Annotated in this window: 19 protein-coding genes; 17 read left to right on the top strand and 2 right to left on the bottom strand. The window is 65.1% G+C overall.

What is annotated here, in order from left to right; translation table 11 throughout:
- Window positions 1-108: 108 nt before the first annotated feature.
- The 7 genes from AXW67_RS11060 to AXW67_RS11030 all read left to right on the top strand — a co-directional run bounded on the left by AXW67_RS11060 (window position 109) and on the right by AXW67_RS11030 (window position 6037).
- Window positions 109-903, top strand: coding sequence for a thymidylate synthase (locus AXW67_RS11060; protein ID WP_063677911.1), 795 nt, complete (start codon window positions 109-111; stop codon window positions 901-903).
- Between the two features lie 5 nt (window positions 904-908).
- Window positions 909-1394: a GNAT family N-acetyltransferase gene (locus tag AXW67_RS11055; protein ID WP_063677910.1), complete on the top strand. Its 486-nt coding sequence runs from the start codon at window positions 909-911 to the stop codon at window positions 1392-1394.
- Complete coding sequence (locus AXW67_RS11050) at window positions 1394-1903, top strand: dihydrofolate reductase (protein ID WP_063677909.1); 510 nt, start codon at window positions 1394-1396, stop codon at window positions 1901-1903. Before AXW67_RS11055 ends, AXW67_RS11050 begins: the two co-directional genes overlap by 1 nt.
- 160 nt (window positions 1904-2063) lie before the next feature.
- Window positions 2064-3200, top strand: coding sequence for an FtsH protease activity modulator HflK (hflK, locus tag AXW67_RS11045; RefSeq protein ID WP_027551340.1), 1137 nt, complete (start codon window positions 2064-2066; stop codon window positions 3198-3200).
- Window positions 3197-4096, top strand: coding sequence for a protease modulator HflC (gene hflC, locus AXW67_RS11040; RefSeq protein WP_027551339.1), 900 nt, complete (start codon window positions 3197-3199; stop codon window positions 4094-4096). Before hflK ends, hflC begins: the two co-directional genes overlap by 4 nt.
- A gap of 78 nt (window positions 4097-4174) precedes the next feature.
- Window positions 4175-4381, top strand: coding sequence for a DUF2065 domain-containing protein (locus AXW67_RS11035; protein WP_027551338.1), 207 nt, complete (start codon window positions 4175-4177; stop codon window positions 4379-4381).
- Between the two features lie 141 nt (window positions 4382-4522).
- Window positions 4523-6037 (top strand): Do family serine endopeptidase, encoded by a 1515-nt coding sequence (locus tag AXW67_RS11030; protein WP_027551337.1) that lies wholly within the window; start codon window positions 4523-4525, stop codon window positions 6035-6037.
- A gap of 191 nt (window positions 6038-6228) precedes the next feature.
- Here the strand turns inward: AXW67_RS11030 and serB are convergent, their stop codons facing one another.
- Complete coding sequence (gene serB / locus AXW67_RS11025; protein WP_063677908.1) at window positions 6229-7134, bottom strand: phosphoserine phosphatase SerB; 906 nt, start codon at window positions 7132-7134, stop codon at window positions 6229-6231.
- 11 nt (window positions 7135-7145) lie between these two features.
- Between serB and miaA the strand changes: the two genes are divergently transcribed.
- The 9 genes from miaA (at window position 7146) to AXW67_RS10970 (ending at window position 16786) form a co-directional block, all read left to right on the top strand.
- Window positions 7146-8078, top strand: a complete 933-nt coding sequence (gene miaA / locus AXW67_RS11020; protein WP_063677907.1) for a tRNA (adenosine(37)-N6)-dimethylallyltransferase MiaA — start codon at window positions 7146-7148, stop codon at window positions 8076-8078.
- Window positions 8079-8588: 510 nt separating this feature from the next.
- A complete protein-coding gene (locus AXW67_RS11010; RefSeq protein ID WP_063677905.1) occupies window positions 8589-10364 on the top strand; it encodes an acetolactate synthase 3 large subunit in 1776 nt (591 codons plus the stop codon).
- Between the two features lie 4 nt (window positions 10365-10368).
- On the top strand, window positions 10369-11352 hold the full coding sequence (locus tag AXW67_RS11005) for a threonine dehydratase (protein WP_063678041.1): 984 nt from the start codon (window positions 10369-10371) through the stop codon (window positions 11350-11352).
- A gap of 23 nt (window positions 11353-11375) precedes the next feature.
- The gene (gene ilvN, locus AXW67_RS11000) at window positions 11376-11918 is read left to right on the top strand and encodes an acetolactate synthase small subunit (RefSeq protein ID WP_027551332.1); all 543 of its coding nucleotides are present in this window, start codon (window positions 11376-11378) and stop codon (window positions 11916-11918) included.
- Window positions 11919-11921: 3 nt separating this feature from the next.
- Window positions 11922-12611, top strand: a complete 690-nt coding sequence (locus AXW67_RS10995; RefSeq protein WP_027551331.1) for a class I SAM-dependent methyltransferase — start codon at window positions 11922-11924, stop codon at window positions 12609-12611.
- A 73-nt stretch (window positions 12612-12684) separates the two neighbouring features.
- Entirely contained in the window at window positions 12685-13560 is an 876-nt protein-coding gene (locus AXW67_RS10990; RefSeq protein ID WP_027551330.1) for an EamA family transporter, read from the top strand.
- A gap of 7 nt (window positions 13561-13567) precedes the next feature.
- Window positions 13568-14170, top strand: a complete 603-nt coding sequence (locus AXW67_RS10985; protein ID WP_063677904.1) for a LysE family translocator — start codon at window positions 13568-13570, stop codon at window positions 14168-14170.
- Between the two features lie 131 nt (window positions 14171-14301).
- Complete coding sequence (ilvC, locus tag AXW67_RS10980) at window positions 14302-15321, top strand: ketol-acid reductoisomerase (protein ID WP_027551328.1); 1020 nt, start codon at window positions 14302-14304, stop codon at window positions 15319-15321.
- Between the two features lie 616 nt (window positions 15322-15937).
- Window positions 15938-16786: an SDR family oxidoreductase gene (locus AXW67_RS10970; protein ID WP_063677903.1), complete on the top strand. Its 849-nt coding sequence runs from the start codon at window positions 15938-15940 to the stop codon at window positions 16784-16786.
- 10 nt (window positions 16787-16796) lie between these two features.
- Here the strand turns inward: AXW67_RS10970 and AXW67_RS10965 are convergent, their stop codons facing one another.
- Window positions 16797-17417 (bottom strand): hypothetical protein, encoded by a 621-nt coding sequence (locus AXW67_RS10965; RefSeq protein ID WP_063677902.1) that lies wholly within the window; start codon window positions 17415-17417, stop codon window positions 16797-16799.
- 109 nt (window positions 17418-17526) lie between these two features.
- Between AXW67_RS10965 and AXW67_RS10960 the strand changes: the two genes are divergently transcribed.
- Window positions 17527-18177 carry a TetR/AcrR family transcriptional regulator gene (locus AXW67_RS10960; RefSeq protein WP_063677901.1) on the top strand — a complete coding sequence of 217 codons (651 nt, stop codon included), beginning with the start codon at window positions 17527-17529 and terminating at the stop codon, window positions 18175-18177.
- Window positions 18178-18382 lie beyond the last annotated feature (205 nt).

Here is an 18382-nt window from a genome sequence, read left to right as displayed (position 1 = left end):
GCGGGAACGCTCACTTTTCGGGGTATAATCCGTGCGGACAGCGAATCGCGGCTGTCGCAGCGCGGGGGTGGCCGTTAAGTTCGCCGCCCTCCCAAAGGCTCATGGCACATGCACCAGTATCAGGACCTGCTCGAGCGGATTCTTTCAGACGGCGCCGAGAAGACCGACCGGACCGGCACCGGCACGCTGTCGGTGTTCGGCCATCAGATGCGCTTCAATCTATCCGCCGGCTTCCCGATGCTGACCACCAAGCGGCTGCCGCTGAAGGCGATCGTGCATGAGCTTTTGTGGTTCCTGAAGGGCGACACCAACATCAAATATCTGAAGGACCACGGCGTCACCATCTGGGACGAGTGGGCAGACGCCAGCGGCGATCTCGGCCCGGTCTATGGCCATCAGTGGCGCTCCTGGCCGGCGCCCGACGGAGGCAGCATCGACCAGATCGCGAACCTCGTCGACATGATCAAGCGCAACCCGGACTCGCGCCGCCTGATCGTCTCGGCCTGGAATCCCGCCGAAGTCGACCAGATGGCGCTGCCGCCGTGCCACTGCCTGTTCCAGTTCTATGTCGCGAACGGAAAGCTGTCCTGCCAGCTCTATCAGCGCTCGGCCGACGTGTTCCTCGGCGTGCCCTTCAACATCGCCTCCTACGCGCTGCTCACCCTGATGGTCGCGCAGGTCACGGGGCTGAAGCCCGGCGACTTCGTGCACTCGCTCGGCGACACCCATCTCTATTCCAACCATCTGGAGCAGGCGCGGCTTCAGCTCACGCGCGCGCCGCGTGCGCTGCCGGTGATGAAGATCAATCCTGACGTGAAGGACATCTTCTCCTTCCGCTACGAGGATTTCGAGCTCGTCGGCTACGATCCGCATCCGCACATCAAGGCGGAAGTCGCGGTCTAGCGCCGATGTCCCTCACCATCCGCCGCGCGCGGCCCAGTGAGGCCGGCCTCATTCTCGCTTTCATCCGCGAGCTTGCCGAGTACGAGAAGCTCTCGCACGAGGTGGAAGCAACCGAAGCGATGATTGCGCAAGCGCTGTTCGGCGACGATCCGCGGCTCTATTGCGCGATCGCCGAATGGGAGGGCGAGCCGGCCGGCTTCGCGGTCTGGTTCCTCAATTTCTCCACCTTCAGCGGGCGGCACGGCATCTATCTCGAGGATCTCTATGTGCGGCCGTCGCACCGGGGCAGGGGCCTCGGCAAGGCGCTGCTGGTTTATCTCGCCAGGGAATGCGTCGAGAACGGCTGGTCGCGCCTGCAATGGGCCGTGCTCGATTGGAACGCGCCGTCGATCGCATTCTACAAATCGCTGGGCGCGGTGATGATGGACGACTGGACGCTGTGCCGCGTCGCCGGGCCCGCGCTGGCAAAGCTCGCAGGGAAGGCGTCCTGATGGAGATCGTCTTCGTCGTCGCCATCGCGGAAAACGGCGTCATCGGCGCTGGTGGTGCGATCCCATGGCGGCTGAAGTCCGACATGCAGCGCTTCAAGGCGCTCACGATCGGCAAGCCCGTGATCATGGGCCGCAAGACCTTCGAGTCCCTGCGCCGGCCGCTTCCGGACCGCACCAACATCGTCATCACGCGGGATGCGGACTATCGCGCCCGAGGTGCCATCGTCACGACGTCGGCGGCGGATGCCGGTGCGGTCGCGCGCGGCGACGCCCTGCGGCGTTCGGCCGCTGAAATCGCCGTGATCGGCGGCGCCGAGATCTACCGGCAATGGCTCGATCGCGCCGACCGCCTCGAAATTACCGAGGTGCACGCGCGGCCCGAAGGCGACACTTATTTCGAGATCGACAAGGCGCCGTGGGAGGAAACGAGCCGCATCCGCCATCCGGCAGGCGCGGACGACAGTGCCGACTACTCCTATGTGACATATCGTCGGCGGTCCCAAGATTAACCGCATTCGCCAATGTTTACATTGACTTTTCCGCGCTCAAGCATAGCTCGGGAGACGGTCAGCGGCGCGTTGTAAGGGACCTGCCGGTCCCCTATAAAGCCGGACCGGACAAATGCCGGCCGGGTAAGTTCTAGTCCCGGTCCGCAGAGGAGACTGTCGAATGCCGTGGAAGAATCAGGGCGGTGGCCCTTGGGGCTCGGGTCCGAAAGGGCCATGGGGCACAGGCCCGCAACCGGTCGGGCCGAGGCCGCCGGATCTGGAAGACCTTCTGCGGCGCGGCCAGGACCGCCTCCAGCAGATACTGCCCGGCGGCTATTTCTCCGGCGTCGGCATCACGCTGATCCTCCTGATCATCGTCGCGTTCTGGCTGCTGTCGGGCTTCTTCCGCGTGCAGTCCGAAGAGCTAGGCGTCGTCTTGCGCTTCGGCAAGCATGTCCGCACCGTGCAGCCGGGCCTCAACTATCATCTGCCCTATCCAATCGAGACCGTGCTGCTGCCGAAGGCGCTGCGCGTCTCCACGATTTCCATCGGCATGACGCTGATCGACGATCCGGCGCGGCGCGGCCGCTCCATCCGCGACGTGCCGGAGGAGAGCTTGATGCTGACCGGCGACGAGAACATCGTCGACGTCGACTTCACCGTGCTCTGGCGCATCAAGCCGGATGGCGTCGGCGACTTCCTGTTCAACATCCAGAATCCCGAAGGCACCGTGAAGGCGGTTGCCGAGAGCGCGATGCGCGAGGTGATCGGCCGCTCCAACATCCAGCCGATCCTGACCGGCGCCCGCAACGTTACCGAACAGGGCGTGCAGGAGCTGATGCAGAGGACGCTCGACAGCTACGGCTCCGGCATTCTGATCACACAGGTGCAGATGCAGAAGGTCGATCCGCCCGCGCAGGTGATCGACGCCTTCCGCGACGTGCAGGCGGCGCGCGCCGACCTCGAGCGCTTGCAGAACGAGGCGCAGACCTATGCCAACCAGGTCGTGCCGCAGGCGCGCGGACGTGCGGCGCAGATCCAGCAGGCTGCCGAGGCTTACAGGGAGCAGACCGTCGCTGAGGCCAGGGGCCAGAGCGCACGCTTCCTGAAGGTGTACGAGGAATACAAGAAGGCGCCCGACGTGACGCGTGAACGGATCTATCTGGAGACGATGGAGCGCGTGCTCGGCGGCTCGGAAAAGCTTGTCTATGACGGCGGCCCCTCGGGCCAGGGCGTCGTGCCATTCCTGCCGCTGGGCGAATTGACGCCCAAACGGGCGCCCACCGCCGGCCAGCAGCAGAGCGGAGGCACCCGATGAGGTCTCCGGTTACAGGCATCGTCGCGCTGCTCGGACTGCTCCTGATCGCGATCGTGGCCTACATGTCGCTGTTCACGGTGCAGCAGACGGAGCAGACCATCGTGCTTCAGTTCGGCCGGCCCGTGGACGTGGTCACCGATCCCGGCCTGCATTTCAAGGCGCCGTGGAACTCGGTGATCAACATCGACAAGCGGATTCTCGATCTCGAGAACCCGTCGCAGGAAGCGATTGCTTCCGACCAGAAGCGGCTGGTGGTCGACGCCTTCGCGCGTTACCGCATCAAGGATGCGCTGCGCTTCTATCAGAGCGTCGGCTCGATCCAGGCCGCCAACCTGCAGCTTACCGCGCTCCTCAACGCGGCGCTGCGCCGCGTGCTCGGCGAGGTCACCTTCATCAACGTGGTGCGCGACGACCGCGAGAAGCTGATGCTGCGTATCCGCGACCAGCTCGATCACGAGGCCGACGGCTACGGCATCCAGGTGGTCGACGTCCGGATCCGCCGTGCCGACTTGCCGGAGCAGAACAGCCAGGCGGTCTACCTGCGCATGAAGACCGAGCGTGAGCGCGAAGCGGCAGAGTTCCGCGCGCAGGGCGGTCAGAAGGCACAGGAAATCCGCGCCAAGGCGGATCGCGAGGCGACCGTGATCGAGGCAGAAGCCAAATCTCAGGCCGATCTGACCCGCGGCGCCGGCGACGCCGAGCGCAACCGTCTGTTCGCCGAGGCCTACAGCAAGGATGCCGACTTCTTCGCCTTCTATCGGTCGATGACGGCGTATGAGACCGGTCTGCGCTCCAGCGACACCCGCTTCCTGCTGCGCCCCGACTCGAATTTCTTCCGGTACTTCAGTAATCCGAGCGGCAAGACGGGCGGCGAGACGCCGCCGGCGAAGCCTTAAAAGTCGAGCGAGCCGAAGGGCGGCGCATCCGCCGCCCTTCGTCGAAACAAGAACTGCACGCGGGGAGGTTCCAATCCGATGAGGTCCATTGCGTTCGCCGACTTCCTCATCGGCTTAGGCATCCTGTTCGTGCTGGAAGGCCTGATGTTCGCGGCAAGTCCGAACTGGATGCGCAAGGCCATGAAGAGCGCGCTTGCGACACCCGACCATGTGCTGCGCGCCGTCGGGATCGCTTCGGCTGTGGTCGGCCTGATCCTGATCTGGGTTATGCGACGGCCCGTTTAGCCGCCAGGCCAACGCCAAAGTGAAACCTTGGGCCGGTTTTTCGCCGTATTATCCGGCTGTTGAGGCCCGTTAACCTCTGTGCTTGCGCCGTCCCTCCGTTCGTGCGCAGTCTGGAGCCGAATCCTTTCTCTGGAGATCACAATGATCGCTGCCACCATTGCCCCGACCCGCTTGCACCATTGCGTGCGACTTGGGCTGGCCGCGCTCGCCATCGGCGCATTCAGCGTGTTCGGCTCGCCGGCCCATGCGCGGGGACCTGAGGGAATCGCCGATGTCGCCGAGAAGGTGATCGACGCGGTCGTCAACATCTCGACCTCGCAGACCGTCGAAGCCAAGAGCGGTGGCGGCAGCAATACCATGCCGCAACTTCCGCCCGGCTCGCCCTTCGAGGAATTCTTCGACGACTTCTTCAAGAACCGTCGCGGCCCCGGTGCTGGCAAGGGCGGCGAGCGTGGCGACAACGGGCCGCCGCGCAAGACCAACTCGCTCGGCTCCGGCTTCATCATCGATACGTCCGGCATCGTGGTGACGAACAACCACGTCATCGCCGATGCCGACGAGATCAACGTCATTCTCAACGACGGCACCAAGATCAAGGCCGAGCTGGTCGGCGTCGACAAGAAGACCGACCTTGCCGTGCTGAAATTCAAGCCGTCGAAGCCGCTCGTCGCGGTGAAGTTCGGCGACTCCGACAAGCTCCGCCTTGGGGACTGGGTGGTCGCGATCGGCAATCCCTTCAGCCTCGGCGGCACGGTAACCGCGGGCATCGTCTCGGCCAAGAACCGCGACATCTCCTCTGGACCCTATGACAGCTACATCCAGACCGACGCCGCCATCAACCGCGGCAATTCCGGCGGTCCGCTGTTCAACCTCGATGGCGAGGTCATCGGCGTCAACACGCTGATCATCTCGCCCTCCGGCGGCTCGATCGGCATCGGCTTCGCCGTGCCGTCGAAGACGGTCGCCGGCGTCGTCGATCAGCTCCGTCAGTTCGGCGAGCTTCGCCGCGGCTGGCTAGGGGTGCGCATCCAGAGCGTGACGGACGAGATCGCCGAGAGCCTCAACATCAAGCCCGCGCGCGGCGCGCTGGTCGCCGGCGTCGACGACAAGGGCCCGGCCAAGCCGGCCGGCATCGAGCCAGGCGACGTCGTCGTCAAGTTCGACGGCAAGGACATCAAGGACCCGAAGGATCTCTCCCGCGTCGTCGCCGACACCGCGGTGGGCAAGGAGGTCGACGTCGTCGTCATCCGCAAGGGCCAGGAGGAGACCAAGAAAGTCACGCTCGGCCGCCTCCAGGATCCCGACAAGGTGCAGGCCGCGGTGAAGACCGATGAGCCGCCGCCGGAGAAGCCGGTGACGCAGAAGGCGCTCGGCCTCGATCTTGCGACGCTGAGCAAGGATCTGCGCACGCGCTACAAGATCAAGGACAGCGTCAAGGGCGTGGTCGTCACCAATGTCGATGCCAATTCGGATGCCGCCGAGAAGCGGCTCTCCGCCGGCGACGTCATCGTCGAGGTGGCGCAGGAGGCGGTGGCGAGCGGCGCCGACGTCCAGAAGCGGGTCGACCAGCTCAAGAAGGACGGCAAGAAGTCGGTACTGTTGCTCGTCTCCAACGGCGACGGCGAGCTGCGGTTCGTGGCTCTGAGCGTGCAGTAGGGAAGGCTGTCCACCACAAACTCACTGTCATGCCCCGCGAAAGCGGGGCATGAAGTAGCCGCGGCCTCTCTGTATCCTCGCACTGTCTCTGGAATACTGGATCACCCGCCTGCGCTAAAACTTCGGCGGGCCAGTACCAGAACCCCGGCGAAGCCTTGGCGTAGCCGGGTCGAGGGTGATGACGGTGGAGGTTAGCCCTCCACAAACTCCTCGCGCCGATACCCCTGCGCATAGAGCAGCGCGGTGAGATCGCCATGGTCGATCCGGGCCGCTGCCGCGGCGGCGACCGCCGGCTTCGCGTGATACGCCACACCCAGCCCCGCCGCCTGGATCATCGCGAGGTCATTGGCGCCGTCGCCGACCACCAGCGAGTCGATATCGTCGAGATCGAACGACTCCATCAGGTCCACCAGCGTCGCGAGCTTTGCGGCGCGCCCGAGGATCGGCTCCTTCACCTCGCCGGTGAACTTGCCGTCGCGCACGACGAGCTCGTTGGCGCGGTTCTCCTGGAAGCCGATCCTGGCGGCGACCGCGCGTGTGAACAGCGTGAAGCCGCCGGAGACGAGGCAGGTATAGGCGCCGTGCGCGCGCATGGTCGCGACCAACTCGCGGCCCCCCGGGGTCGCCGTGATGCGCTTCGCCAGGACCTCGTCGACCACGTTGACGGGGAGGTCCTTCAGCAGGGCCACGCGCTCGCGCAAGGCCGGCTCGAACTCGATCTCGCCGCGCATCGCGCGTTCGGTGATGCCTGCGACACGCGCCTTCATCCCGACGAAATCGGCGAGCTCGTCGATGCATTCCTGGCCGATCATGGTGGAATCCATGTCGGCCAGAAAAAGCTTCTTGCGCCGGAAGCCGACCGGCTGCACGACAATGTCGATCGGGAGGTCGCCACGGATTTCGCGCAACCGCTCTTCGATGGCGTGACGGTCGCCTTCGAGGTTACTGTCGGCGCCGAAGGGAATGTCGACCGCGACCCCGTCGAACAGCCAGTGCGCCGGTTCTGCCTTGGGCAGCACGGCACGGGCGCCGTCGACGATGGTGGTGTCGAGCGCGGGATTGGCAGGGTTGCAAATCAGCGTGGCGACGAGGGACATTTGAGGTTTTCGTGAGCGAGGGGCATCCGAGCAAGGCCGTGCTTATCGCAGGCCCGACCGCCAGCGGCAAGTCGGCGCTGGCGCTCGAGCTTGCGCTCGCCGCCGGCGGTATCGTCATCAATGCCGATTCCATGCAGGTCTACCGCGACCTGCGCATCATCACGGCGCGTCCCACGCGGGGTGACGAGGCGCGGGCGCCGCACCGCCTCTATGGTCACGTCGATGCGGCCGTGAACTTCTCGGCCGGCGCCTGGGTGACCGATGCGGCGAAGGTGCTCGAAGAAGCGCAGGCGCTGGGCCGCCTGCCGATCTTCATCGGGGGCACCGGGCTTTATTTCAAGGCGCTGACGGCGGGGCTCTCGGTGGTGCCGCCGATCCCTGCCGCGGTGCGTGAGGACGTGCGCGCGCGGCTGGAGCGGAACGGCGTCGAGGCGTTGCATGCGGAGCTCGCGACCCGCGATCCGCGCGCCGCCGAGCGATTGAACGTTCGCGACCGCACCCGCATAGCGCGCGCGCTCGAGGTGGTCGAGGCGACCGGCCGTTCGCTGCTCGACTGGCACCATGAGGGCCAGCCGCCGCTGCTGCCGAAGAACAGTTTTCGTGCGGTGTTTCTCGCGCCCGAGCGCGACGAGCTCTACGCCCGCATCGATGCCCGTTTCGACGCCATGCTCGGTGCCGGCGCGCTGAAGGAGGTGGAGCGGCTCGCCGATCGCCATCTCGATCCGCTGCTGCCGGCGATGAAAGCCCACGGCGTGCCGGTGCTGATCCGGCATTTGCGCGGCGAGCTTGGCCTGGAGGAGGCCGCAAGCATCGGCCGAGCCGACACCCGCCATTACGCCAAGCGCCAGTTCACCTGGTTCCGCCACCAGCTTCCGGAGTTCGAATGGGTGAAGCCGGAGGAGGCGAGGGGCTGGCTTGCCGCGGCGGCACGGGAGAGGGATTAGGGGCGTGTCCGGTCGTCGTTTCCGGCGCGCGCAAAGCGCGAGCCAGGCCCCCGCATCCCGAGATGGTTGTGGGCGATGACCGCCGGCCAAGCCTCGCCCCACATCAGGGCCTGTGGTTATGGATTCCGGGCTCGATGCTCCGGCGTCGCGCTTCGCGCGATCCCGTCGCATCGCCCCGGATGACGGAGGATTGTTGGCGGTGCCGCAATTTCCCCCTCGCCGAACCGCGGGAACACCGCTACACTGCCAAAATCGCGTGGGAATGGCCGCTTTGCCTTGACATCCAGGCTTTGGTCGCTATGTTTCGCGCAACCTTTGGGAAGCCGGGCGCCGCCATGCGTAACATTATTACCAAACTCCTTATCGCCGTCGTACCCAGGCACACCGCCGGGGGTGGCTAGCTGCCATCCACAAGACAGGCGGTGTGCATGGGCCCTCTTCGGGGCCTTTTTTATTTCCCGAACCCGACCAGAACGAAGCCGCTGACAACAGCGCATCCGGAGCAAGCCAATGAGCGACAAGAGCCACGATCCGAACCAGATGACCGGCGCCGCGATGATCGTTCGCGCGCTCATCGATCATGGCGTGAAGGATATCTTCGGCTATCCCGGCGGCGCGGTGCTTCCGATCTATGACGAGATCTTCCAGCAGAGCGAGGTCCAGCACATCCTGGTCCGCCACGAGCAGGGCGCGGGCCACGCCGCGGAAGGTTATGCGCGCTCGACCGGCAAGCCGGGCGTCGTGCTGGTGACCTCCGGCCCCGGCGCCACCAACATGGTGACGCCGCTGACCGACGCGCTGATGGATTCGATTCCGCTCGTCTGCATCACCGGCCAGGTGCCGACGCATCTGATCGGCAACGACGCGTTCCAGGAGTGCGACACCGTCGGCATCACGCGCCCCTGCACCAAGCACAATTGGCTGGTGCGCGACGTCAACGATCTCGCAAAAGTGCTGCACGAGGCCTTCTACGTCGCGACCTCCGGCCGTCCCGGCCCGGTGCTCGTCGACGTGCCGAAGGACGTGCAGTTCGCCACCGGCACCTACCATCCGCCGCGCAAATCCGACGTGCACCGGTCCTATGCGCCGCGCGTGAAGGGTGACGCGACGCAGATTCGCAAGGCGGTGGCGCTACTCGCCCACGCCAAGCGTCCCGTGATCTACAGCGGCGGTGGCGTCATCAATTCCGGTCCCGAGGCGACCAAGCTGCTGCGCGAGCTGGTCGAGGTTACCGGCTTTCCGATCACCTCCACGCTGATGGGGCTGGGCGCATATCCGGCGTCGGGCAAGAACTGGCTCGGCATGCTCGGCATGCACGGCACCTATGAGGCCAACATGACCATGCATGATTGCGACGTCATGCTGTGCGTCGGCGCGCGCTTCGACGACCGCATCACCGGCCGCGTCGATGCGTTCTCGCCGGGCTCGAAGAAGATCCACATCGACATCGACCCGTCCTCGATCAACAAGAACATCCGCGTCGACGTGCCGATCATCGGCGACTGCGGCAACGTCCTCGGCGACATCCTCCAGGTGTTCAAGGCAGAGGCGAAGAAGCCCGACATCAAGGCGTGGTGGCAGCAGATCGCGCAGTGGCGCGCCCGCAATTCGCTGTTCTACAAGAAGAGCAACGACGTCATCCTGCCGCAATATGCGATCCAGCGCCTGTTCGAGCTGACGCGCGGCAAGGATACCTACATCACGACCGAGGTCGGCCAGCACCAGATGTGGGCGGCGCAGTTCTTCGGCTTCGAGGAGCCGCACCGCTGGATGACGTCGGGCGGTCTCGGCACGATGGGCTACGGTCTGCCGGCGGCGCTCGGCGTGCAGGTCGCGCATCCCGACAGCCTCGTCATCGACATCGCGGGCGATGCCTCGGTGCAGATGACGATGCAGGAGATGTCGACGGCGGTTCAGTACGAGCTGCCGATCAAGATCTTCATCCTGAACAACCAATACATGGGCATGGTGCGGCAGTGGCAGCAGTTGCTGCACGGCAACCGGCTGTCGCATTCCTACTCCGAAGCCCTGCCGGATTTCGTCAAGCTCGCGGAAGCCTATGGCGGCGTCGGCATCCAGGCGCACAAGCCTGCCGATCTCGACGGCGCCATCAAGGAGATGATCTCGGTCAAGCGTCCGGTGCTGTTCGACTGCCGCGTCGCGGCGCTCGAAAACTGCTTCCCGATGATTCCCTCCGGCAAGGCGCATAACGAGATGCTGTTGCCGGAACAGGCGAACGACGAAGCCACGGCGACCGCATTCGCGGGCGGCAAGGCGCTGGTGTGATGTGATGTTCGACCTGAAGGAGCTCGAGCGCGCACATGCGATCGTGGGGCAGGCGGTGCCGGCGACGCCGGCGCATGCCTGGCCCTTGCTCGCTGAGCGGCTCGGCACAGAGGTCGTGGTCAAGCACGAGAACCACACGCCGATCGGCGCCTTCAAGGTGCGCGGCGGCCTCGTCTATCTCGAACGGCTGAAGCGCGAACGGCCGCACACGCCCGGCATCATTTCGGCGACGCGCGGCAATCACGGCCAGAGCCTGGCGTTCGCGGCCAGCCGGCATGGCGTGCCGGCCGTGATCTACGTGCCGCGCGGCAACTCGGTCGAGAAGAACCGGGCGATGAAGGCATTTGGCGCCGAGCTGGTCGAGCACGGCGAGGACTTTCAGGCCGCGCGCGAGGAGGCCGAGCGCCGCGCGCAATTCGCCGGCCTCCACATGGTGCCCTCGTTCCACCCTGATCTGGTGCTGGGCGTGGCGACCTATGCGCTCGAGCTGTTCAGGGCCGCGCCCGACCTCGACATTCTGTACGTGCCGATCGGGCAGGGCTCCGGCATCTGCGGCTGCATCATGGCGCGCGACCTCCTCGGCCTGAAGACCGAGATCGTCGGCGTGCAGTCGACCGAGGCGCCGTCCTACGCGCTATCCTTCGCGTCCGGCACGATCGTGACGACCGAGACCAGCAACACGCTTGCCGACGGCATGGCGACGCGCATCCCCGACGCGGATGCGCTCGCACTGATTCGCAAGGGCGCCTCCCGCATCGTCCAGGTTACGGACGACGAGGTCGCCTCCGCGATCCGCGCCTACTGGACCGATACGCATAATCTTGCCGAAGGCGCCGGCGCCGCCGCGCTCGCCGCGGCGCTGCAGGAAAAGAGCAAGTTCGGGGGCAGGCGAGTGGGTCTCGTGCTCTCGGGCGGCAATATCGATTTCGATCTGTTCCGCCGCTGGGTTGGAACGAATGCGCCTTTAGCCCGACCGGCGATGGCGTGACGAAGAGAATAAAGGGGACGACAATGAACCAGCCCGCATCCGCCTATTTCATCGAGGACCGCCACGATCCCAACGAGACGCACACGCTCGCGGTGCTCGTGCAGAACGAGCCGGGCGTGCTCGCGCGCGTCATCGGCCTGTTCTCGGGCCGCGGCTACAACATCGAGAGCCTCACGGTCTCGGAGACCGAGAGCCAGAAGCATCTCTCGCGCATCACCATCGTCACCACGGGCACGCCGATGGTGATCGAGCAGATCAAGCATCAGCTCGACCGCATGATCCCGGTCTACCGCGTCGTCGACATGACGCAGACCAAGCGCTCGATCGAGCGGGAACTTGCGATGGTGAAGGTGCGCGGAGAGGGCGAGCACCGGGTCGAGGCGCTCAGACTCGCGGACGCGTTCCGGGCCCGGGTGATCGATGCGACAACCGAGAGTTTTGTGTTTGAGATCACAGGCAATACCGACAAAATCAATCAATTTATCGACCTGATGCGCCCGCTCGGCCTCGTCGAGGTGTCGCGCACTGGCGTTGCCGCGATCGGCCGCGGGCCTGAAGGGATGTGAACCATGTTGGCGCGCGACTGGTACTACAACGAGCGGAACCGGATGGGCATCGAGCCCGCGGTGGCGTCGATCTATGACAATCATGACGATGCCGATCTGCGCGCGCGCGCCGCGCTGAAAATGCTCGGGGTACAGCGAGGCTGGCGCATTGCCGACATCGGCTGCGGCAACGGCGTGCTCGCGACCGAAGCCGCGCTGATGGGCGCCGAGGTCGACGCCATCGACATCTCCCCGGCGATGCTGGCGCTCGCCGAAATCTATGCCCGCGACCGCAAGGCGCCCGTGCGCACCCAATCGGCCGGCTTGCTCAGCTTCTCCTACCGGCCGGAATCCTACGACCTGATCGTCAGCGAGTTCACGCTGCATCATCTGCCGGATTTCTGGAAGGCGGTGGCGATATCGCGGATCTATCGCGCGCTGAAGCCCGGCGCGACCTTTTACCTGCGCGACATCGTCTTCGCCGCGATGCCCGACGCCGTCGAGCGCGACGTCGAGCAATGGGCCGACTTCCAGATCAAGAACCATGATTTCTCGCGCGAGGGCGTGGTGACGCATATGCGCGACGAATATTCCACCTTCGGCTGGGTCATGGAGCGGATGCTGACCGACGTCGGTTTCACGCTGGTCTCGGCCGACTACCACGCCCCCATGCACGGCACTTATCTGCTGCGCAAACCCAATCCTTCCACGTAAAGGCCGAGCAGGCCCAGACGACAACAGAGCGGCACGACAGAGCAGAGCCAAGAAACAGCCAAGAACAAGAACAATGAAGCCGGCCGACATCCTCATCGCCGTCCTGGTGGCGATCATCTGGGGCCTTGCCTTCGTGGCGAGCCGGATCGCGCTCGACGAATTGTCGCCGGAGCTGATGACGGCGCTGCGCTTCATCATCGCCGCGGTGCCGTGCCTGTTCATCCGCAAGCCGAAAATCGCCTGGCCGCTGCTGATCGCGATCAGCTTCACGCTGTTCCTCGGCCAGTTCTTGTCTCAGGCCTATGGCATCGCCCATGGCGTGCCGGTGGGGCTCACCAGCGTCATCGTGCAGAGCCAGGCGCTGTTCACCATCGGGTTTGCGGTGCTCGCCTTCGGCGAACGGCCGACTCCGGTGCAGATGCTCGGCATTGCGATTGCAGCGGTCGGCCTCCTGATGATCTGCGGCACCGTCGGCTATGATTTCAGCGTCAGTGCCTTTGCAGTGCTGATGATCTCGCCGATCTCTTTCGCGATCGGCAATCTCCTCTTACGCGGCGCCCGTGGCGTGCCGATGTTCGATCTGTTTGCCTGGCTGTGCCTCGCCTCGGCCGTGCCGCTGTTTGCGCTGGCTCTGATCGCCAACGGCCCGGGGCCGACCTGGGCCTCATTGACGCATATGTCTCTAACGGTCGTTCTTTGCATGCTGGCGCTCGGCGCCATTTCCACCAGCATCGCCTATTGGCTCTGGGGTCGGCTGCTGCGCGATTATCCCGCCGCGCAGGTGGTGCCGTTCGCGCTCCTGGTGCCGTTCGTCGGCTCGGCCGCCTCCAGCATCGCGTTCGGCGAGAAGTTCGGGCCGCTGCGCCTCGCCGGCATGCTTACCGTCATCGGCGGCATCGCGGTGATGCTGCTGGCCCGGCGTCCGCAGACGCTGCCGAAGACAGCATGAGGTGAGTATGTCCCAGTCGCTGCTCTATGCCTTCATCATCTTTGCGGTCGTGATGTTCTTCACGCCGGGGCCGAACAACATCATGCTGCTGTCGTCGGGGCTGACCTACGGCTTCCGCCGCACCATCCCGCACATCGCCGGCATCACCATCGGGTTTGCCTTCATGGTCGGCGCCGTCGGCCTCGGGCTCGGCACCGTGTTCCTGGCCTATCCCATCCTCCAGACCATCCTGAAATATGCCGGCGCCGTCTATCTGATCTATCTTGCCTCTGCGATCGCCCTGTCCGGGCCGACCAAGCCGGGGGAGGGGGACGGTCGCGGGCCGATGACGTTCTGGGGCGCGGCGATGTTCCAGTGGATCAACGCCAAGGGCTGGGTGATCGTGATCGGCACCATCACGGCCTATGCCGCCATCGCCCGGTTTCCGGTCAACATCGCCATCCAGACCCTGATCAGCCTGCTGGTGGGTACGGTCTCGACCGTGGTCTGGGCCCTGTTCGGGACCGCGCTGCGGCCGGTCCTGACCTCGGAGCGGCTGGTCCGCGCCTTCAATATCCTGATGGCGATCCTGCTGCTCGCCTCCCTCTACCCCGTCTTCATGGATGCATGATGCCGCAGATTTCCATGCAGAAACGGGTTTCCCAGGGGACCTAAAATGCTCTAGACAGCCCCCGAAATCCGTCAATTTCACCGTCCGAGACCGTCCATCGGCCGATTCCGGCCCCCAATGAGGAAACGACTATGCGTGTTTATTACGATCGCGACGCCGACCTGAACCTGATCAAGGGCAAGAAGGTCGCCATCGTCGGCTACGGCAGCCAGGGCCACGCCCATGCGCTGAACCTGAAGGACTCCGGCGTCAAGGAGGTGGCGATTGCGCTGCGCAAGGGTTCGGCCTCGGCCAAGAAGGCGGAGAACGCTGGCTTCAAGGTGATGGAAGTCGCCGAAGCCGCCAAATGGGCCGACCTCGTCATGATGCTGACCCCGGACGAACTCCAGGGCGACATCTATCGCGAGCACCTGCACGACAACATGAAGAAGGGCGCTGCGCTCGTCTTCGCGCACGGCCTCAACGTCCACTTCAACCTGCTCGATCCGCGCGCCGACCTCGACGTGCTGATGATCGCCCCGAAGGGCCCAGGCCACACCGTGCGCTCGGAATATCAGCGCGGCGGCGGCGTGCCCTGCCTGATCGCGATCGCCAAGGACGTCTCGGGCAACGCCCATGACCTCGGCCTGTCCTACGCTTCCGCCATCGGCGGCGGCCGCGCCGGCATCATCGAGACCACCTTCAAGGAAGAGTGCGAGACCGACCTGTTCGGCGAGCAGGTGGTGCTCTGCGGCGGCCTGGTCGAGCTGATCAAGGGCGGTTACGAGACCCTGGTCGAAGCCGGCTACGCCCCGGAGATGGCCTATTTCGAGTGCCTTCACGAAGTGAAGCTGATCGTCGACCTGATCTATGAAGGCGGCATCGCCAACATGAACTACTCGATCTCCAACACCGCCGAGTACGGCGAGTACGTCACCGGTCCGCGGATCGTGACCGCCGAGACCAAGGCCGAGATGAAGCGCGTTCTCGCCGACATCCAGGGCGGCAAGTTCGCCCGCGACTGGATGCTCGAGAACAAGGTCAACCAGACCTCGTTCAAGGCGACCCGCGCCAAGCTCGCCCAGCACCCGATCGAGGAAGTCGGCGCCAAGCTGCGTGACATGATGCCCTGGATCAAGAAGGGCGCACTGGTCGACAAGTCGAAGAACTGAGGCTTGCGTTCCCCGGATGCAGCGCAGCACTCCTGGCGATGCGAAGCATCGTCCAGTGTGATGCGCTGCTGATCCGGGGTCCACGCGGCTAGATGGATCCGGCTCTGCGGCGCATCGCTGACGCGCTGCACCGCGTCCGGGACAAGAGGGTGAAACAAGAGCTTCACTCGCCAAACCAAATATTAAACCTTCGCGACTACAACCGGAGCGAGATCGCGAGCAGCGCTCTCGCTCTTTCCTTCTCGGCGCAAGCGCTGGTGCTTCATTCAAATTCTTCGATGTTGAAGCGCGGCATGAAGTCCAAGAATTGACGCTTAAAGCACATTCTTGAGCTCGCGCTGTTTCTGAGGCCTTTGCCTCCCTTCTCCAACCTTCAAAAGACCATTGACATCAGAGTCTAGGATTCGGCTCTTCATCCTCGCTGTAATCATTCGCGAGACATGCGCGAAGGCGGCTTCGTGCAGTACATCATCTTAAGAGCTGACGTTCGCGCGCGCTTCTTGACCTCGATCGCGGATGCGAGAGGACGCGCATCTGGCCGCGCGATGGGCGGGCAGCGTTGCACTCTGTTCCCTTTCCCCTACATGATCCCGAGAGATTGAGGGGGGAGGCCATCATGCGATCTGTCGTCATCACCGGCGTATCCACCGGCATTGGCTGGGCGACCACAAAATTCCTGATCGAGCGCGGCTTCCGCGTTTTCGGTAGCGTACGCAAGCAGGAGGACGCGGACCGGCTCAAGGCCGAGCTCGGCGCCAACTTCACGCCGCTCCTGTTCGACGTCACCGATGAGGCTGCGGTGTTTGTTGCGGCGCGGCAAGTGCGCAAGGCGCTGGGCGGTGAGACGCTCGCAGGTCTCGTCAACAATGCGGGGGTCGCGGTCGCCGGCCCCGTCCTGGAATTGTCCGCCGACGAATTCCGCCGGCAGATGGACGTCAACGTCATGGGGCCCGTCATTGCGACCCAGGCGTTCGGCCCGCTGCTCGGCGCCGATGCCTCGCTCAGGGGGCCCAAGGGCCGGATCGTCATGATGAGCTCGGTCGCCGGGAAGAACGGCAACCCCTTGATGGCGCCCTACTGCACCTCGAAGCACGCCGTCGAAGGGCTGTCGGAAAGCCTGCGCCGCGAGCTGATGCTGTATGGCATCGACGTCGTCATCATCGCGCCAGGCGCGGTGAAGACGCCGATCTGGAGCAAGGCGGAGCAGTTCGACGTCTCCGCCTATCAGAACTCGCCCTATTTCCCAGTGCTCAACAGGCTGATGGCGTTCATGAGCAAGCTCGCCGAAAGCGGCCTGCCGGCCGAGCGGATCGCCGAAATCGTGTTCGAGGCGCTCACCGCCGCGAGACCCAAGGTGCGCTACCAGATCACGCCGGACCCGATGCGGCACCTGATGGGGGCGACGCTGCCCAAGCGCGCCCTCGACCGCATCATCGGCAAGCAGCTCGGCCTGGTGTCGCGGTGAGACGGGTGTGCTAGCCGGCCGCGACCGTTCGTCCGCGCGGGTGTGCGGCCATTGCGATCATGCGCAGCGCCATTACGGCGAGCAGCGGCAGCAGGAAGGCCGCGTAGGGCAGCATCGCCGGCACGCGCATGCCGAACGACACCATGAACTGGAACCAGAGATAATAACCGCCGACAAGGTGGAGCGCGCGCCAGGCGCGCGGTCCGATCAGCACCGCCGTCCGGTCGAACGAGGTCGCGCTCATCGCGATGATGAAGGTGTAGCCGATGCCGCCGAAGATGAATGAGGCGGCCGAGGTCGCCGCCGCAAAGCCGACGGGGTCCATCTTGGCGAACGCGATGATCGCAACCGCGTGGATGGCGTGAGAGGCGGCGAAGCTCAGGCCGAGGTAGCGCCGGTTGCGGCGCTGCCAGTGCGTCCAGGCGTTGGGCCAGAGCCGCGCCAGCGCCGCGGCGCCGAAGGCGAGGCAGAACAGGAGGAGCGAACTGCGCGCCGTGAAGCGGATCACCATCCCCACGCCCTCGATCTCGAACTGCCGCATCGAGGCGATCCACAGGCTCAGGGCGACCAGACTGAGGGTGAGGGCGGCGAGCAGCCGCCAGCCTTCGAGCCAGCTTCGACGTTGCGTCATGACGATGATCCTCTCCGCTATGTAATCATTGATTACATTTTGGCGAGAAGCGATCGTCAACGGTGTAATCGCCGCTTACATTCACGTTCGGGTGATGGTAGGAGGCTCCATGCCCGCCCGTCAGACACCCAAACCTCGCGCGAGCCGCCGCACCCCTGAAGCCCGGCCTTACCACCATGGCGACCTCCGCCGTGTCCTGATCGATGCTGCGCTGCAGCTGGCGGCGGAGGGCGGCGAGGTCTCGGTGCGCGAGGCCGCACGCCGCGCCACGGTGTCGCCGGGGGCACCGTTCCGGCACTTTCCCAATCGCGATGCGCTGATGGCCGCGGTGGCGGAGGAGGCGCAGCGGCGCTTTCGCGCCGAGATCGATTTGGCGCTGGCGGAGGCGCCAACCGACCCACTAGCCCGCTTCCGCGCGTTCGGCCTTGCCTATGTGCGCTCGGCGATGCGCAATCCCGCCCATTTCGAGATCATCTCGACCGGCCGTTACTTCGTGCACAGCAGCTCCGCCGAGTTGACGCGCGACAATGCCGAACTGGTCGCGCTGACCGAGCGGATGCTGACCGAGGCGGCGGAGCAGGGCCTGTTGCGGTCGGCTGATCTCAAGCGCATCCAGATCGCCGGCCGCGCCCTGGTCTACGGCTTTGCCAGGATGAACCTCGACGGCCATTTCCCGCGCTGGGGGGTGGAGGAGGGCGAGATCGAGCGGATGGCGGAGGGGGTGATTGACCTGTTCATCGCGGGGATCGCCAAGCGCTAGCGCCCGAGTGACTCTGCCCGATCCTCATGGTGAGGAGGCGAGCGCCGTCTCGAACCATAGAGGCCCCGGCTCCGGGCCTCGCCCTTCGAGACCGCCGCTTCCCGGGGCTCCTCAGGGTGAGGGGATGGAGCGAGGTGTGCGGCCCTTCGCCGCTCGCTAACATTAAGCGAAGGTCGAAGCGGTGCCCGCGTTGCGTGTCCGCGAC

This window comes from Bradyrhizobium neotropicale, assembly GCF_001641695.1.
GTDB classification, from domain to species: domain Bacteria; phylum Pseudomonadota; class Alphaproteobacteria; order Rhizobiales; family Xanthobacteraceae; genus Bradyrhizobium; species Bradyrhizobium neotropicale.
Note: the sequence above shows the minus strand (reverse complement) of the source record. Positions and strands in the feature narration are given on the sequence as shown.